We start from the raw sequence: 2,076 nt of genomic DNA, 5'->3' as shown, positions 1-2,076 counted from the left end.
CTGGGCGGGCGGCTGGCGGCGCGGTGGGGGAGGGTGCGCACGATGCGCCTGGCCTACGCGGTGGCCGTCCCGGCGGTCGCGGGCGTGGTGCTCACGCCGGGTCCGGTCGCGTACGCCTTCATCGCCGCCTCGTCGATCGCCCTGTACGCTCCGTTCTCCCTGCATGTGACGCTCGGCCAGGACTTCCTGCCGACCCGCGTGGGCACGGCCAGCGGGGTGACGCTCGGGCTGGCGGTGAGCGTGGGCGGGTTGACGAGCCCGCTGGTGGGCGCGGTCGCGGAGGCGGCGTCGCTCAGGGTGGCGCTGGCCTGCCTGATCGCGTTCCCGGTGCTGGCCTGGCTGCTGGCGCGCACCCTGAAGGAGCCGGCGGCGCTGGAGCCCGCCTGACCCGCCGCCCACGCCGTCCGGTGCTTCAGCGGAAGGTCCTGATCCGGGTGACGCTGGTGTTGTCGCGCTGGGCCGGGTCCAGCCGGGTGGAGGTGACGTGCGCGGTGACCGGCACCGAGGGGCCGGCGTCGCGGGCGACGTCGATCCGGGCCGTGATCCGTACCGGCCTGCCGGGGTGGACGGCGCCGATCGTGCAGGTGGCGTGCCTGCTCGTCCGCGTGCACGCGGCGCCGCTGACGGAGGCGAGGCTCGCGCCCGCGGGCACGGAGAGCGTGACGGGCACCTGGGCGGCGGCCATCAGGCCCCGCATGGTGACGGTGGCCGTGACGGGGGCGGTGCCGCCGCGCCTGACCGGCAGCGCGGGGCCCGTGAGCCGGACGGACAGGGAGTCGTAGACCCCGCGCGGGTCGGCGCGCTGCACGATCGCGCCGTAGCTCTCCGGGCTGAGGGCGTTCGCGACGGAGTTGCCGTCGGCCTCGCCGTCCTCCTTGCCCGCCGACAGCACGCCGACCAGGTCGCCGGTGCCCCTGACGACCCATGGGCCGCCGCTGTGGCCCTGGAACAGGTGGCAGTTGCGGGTCTCCATCCGCCCCGTCCCGGTCGCCGTCCCCGACGCGGCGGCGCGGGCGTTGAGCAGGCTGCCCGTTTCGATGCCGTCCGTGTTGAAGCTGCGGATCTGCTGGGTCTTGCCCAGGCACCAGAGCTGGTCCCGGCCGTCGTACGGCTTCCTGCCGAGGATGCCCGGGTAGCCCGTGGTGGCGATGGAGTACTTGCCGCCCTGGTTGCGCATCGGGGTGAAGGCGCCGACGGCTCCCTGGAGTGTGCCGTCGCGGTGCCTGCCCACCTCAATGAGGGCGATGTCGTAGACGGAGTTCCAGTCGCCGCCGCTCAGGCCGGTGTAGCCGTCGGGCTTCCACGCCCGCCGCCCGCCCCAGCGGCCGTACGGCTCGCGCTCCCGCACGTCGCCGGCCCGGCCGTCGTAGGCGGGCACGAACGCGAAGCTGCTGTGCCAGCGCCCGCTCGTGGCGCCGTCCGGCACGCTGTAGACGCAGTGGGCGGCGGTGACGATGAGCAGCCTGGCCTCGGAGCGGACGACCGAGGCGCTGCAGGAGTCGCCGTTGCCGCCGGCGTTGACGAAGAAGAGCCGGCCGCTGATCCGGCTGAAGTCCGCGCTCGTGTACGGCCTGGGCACGCGGACGTAGCCGTTGACGTCCCCGCCGGGCGTGAGCCGCTTGGCGGCGGGAACGCTGCGCGGCTGGGCGTGCGCCGCCCGCGAGCCCGGCAGCCTGGCCGGCCCGCTCTGGGACAGGCGCACGGACCGGCTCTCCGATCCGCTCTTGGGCAGGTTCGCGGCCTTGGCCTTGGCCTGCTTGCCCGCGGTCCAGTAACGGACCGCCGATCCGGGACGCATCAGCGGCGACGACTCGGCGCCCCAGGAGCGCTTCGCCGGAGTCGTGGACGGCTGGTCGGCGGCGGCCGCGGGCACCGCGAGCGCGACGCCGGCCAGCGTGGCGAGGGTGGTGACCAGGGTTCTCTGCACGGTGTCCCCCAAGCGGATCGATGACTTGCGATCACTGTAAGTCACCAAAAGGAGACGAAATGTAGTTTGGCGCCGCGTGTCGTGATCGGCGGGGCCCCGTGCGGAATGCGCGCCGGGTCGTGGCGGGGGGTCGTGGCGGGGTCGCGGCG

The 2,076-nt window shown here is 74.6% G+C and carries 1 protein-coding gene and 1 pseudogene; one reads left to right on the top strand and one right to left on the bottom strand.

The genetic code is table 11. From position 1 onward, the window contains the following. Positions 1 to 387, top strand: a pseudogene (locus ETD85_RS61915) (MFS transporter); the annotation flags it as partial. A gap of 25 nt (positions 388 to 412) precedes the next feature. On the opposite strand, the gene ETD85_RS61910 reads toward ETD85_RS61915, so the two are convergent. After that, positions 413 to 1,927 (bottom strand): trypsin-like peptidase domain-containing protein, encoded by a 1,515-nt coding sequence (locus ETD85_RS61910; protein ID WP_138699035.1) that lies wholly within the window; start codon positions 1,925 to 1,927, stop codon positions 413 to 415. Positions 1,928 to 2,076: the final 149 nt, after the last annotated feature.

Source organism: Nonomuraea zeae, assembly GCF_005889725.1.
In the GTDB taxonomy this organism is placed as follows: Bacteria; Actinomycetota; Actinomycetes; order Streptosporangiales; family Streptosporangiaceae; genus Nonomuraea; species Nonomuraea zeae.
The sequence above is the reverse complement of the archived record's forward strand: the minus strand, read 5'-3'. Positions and strand labels throughout refer to the sequence as shown.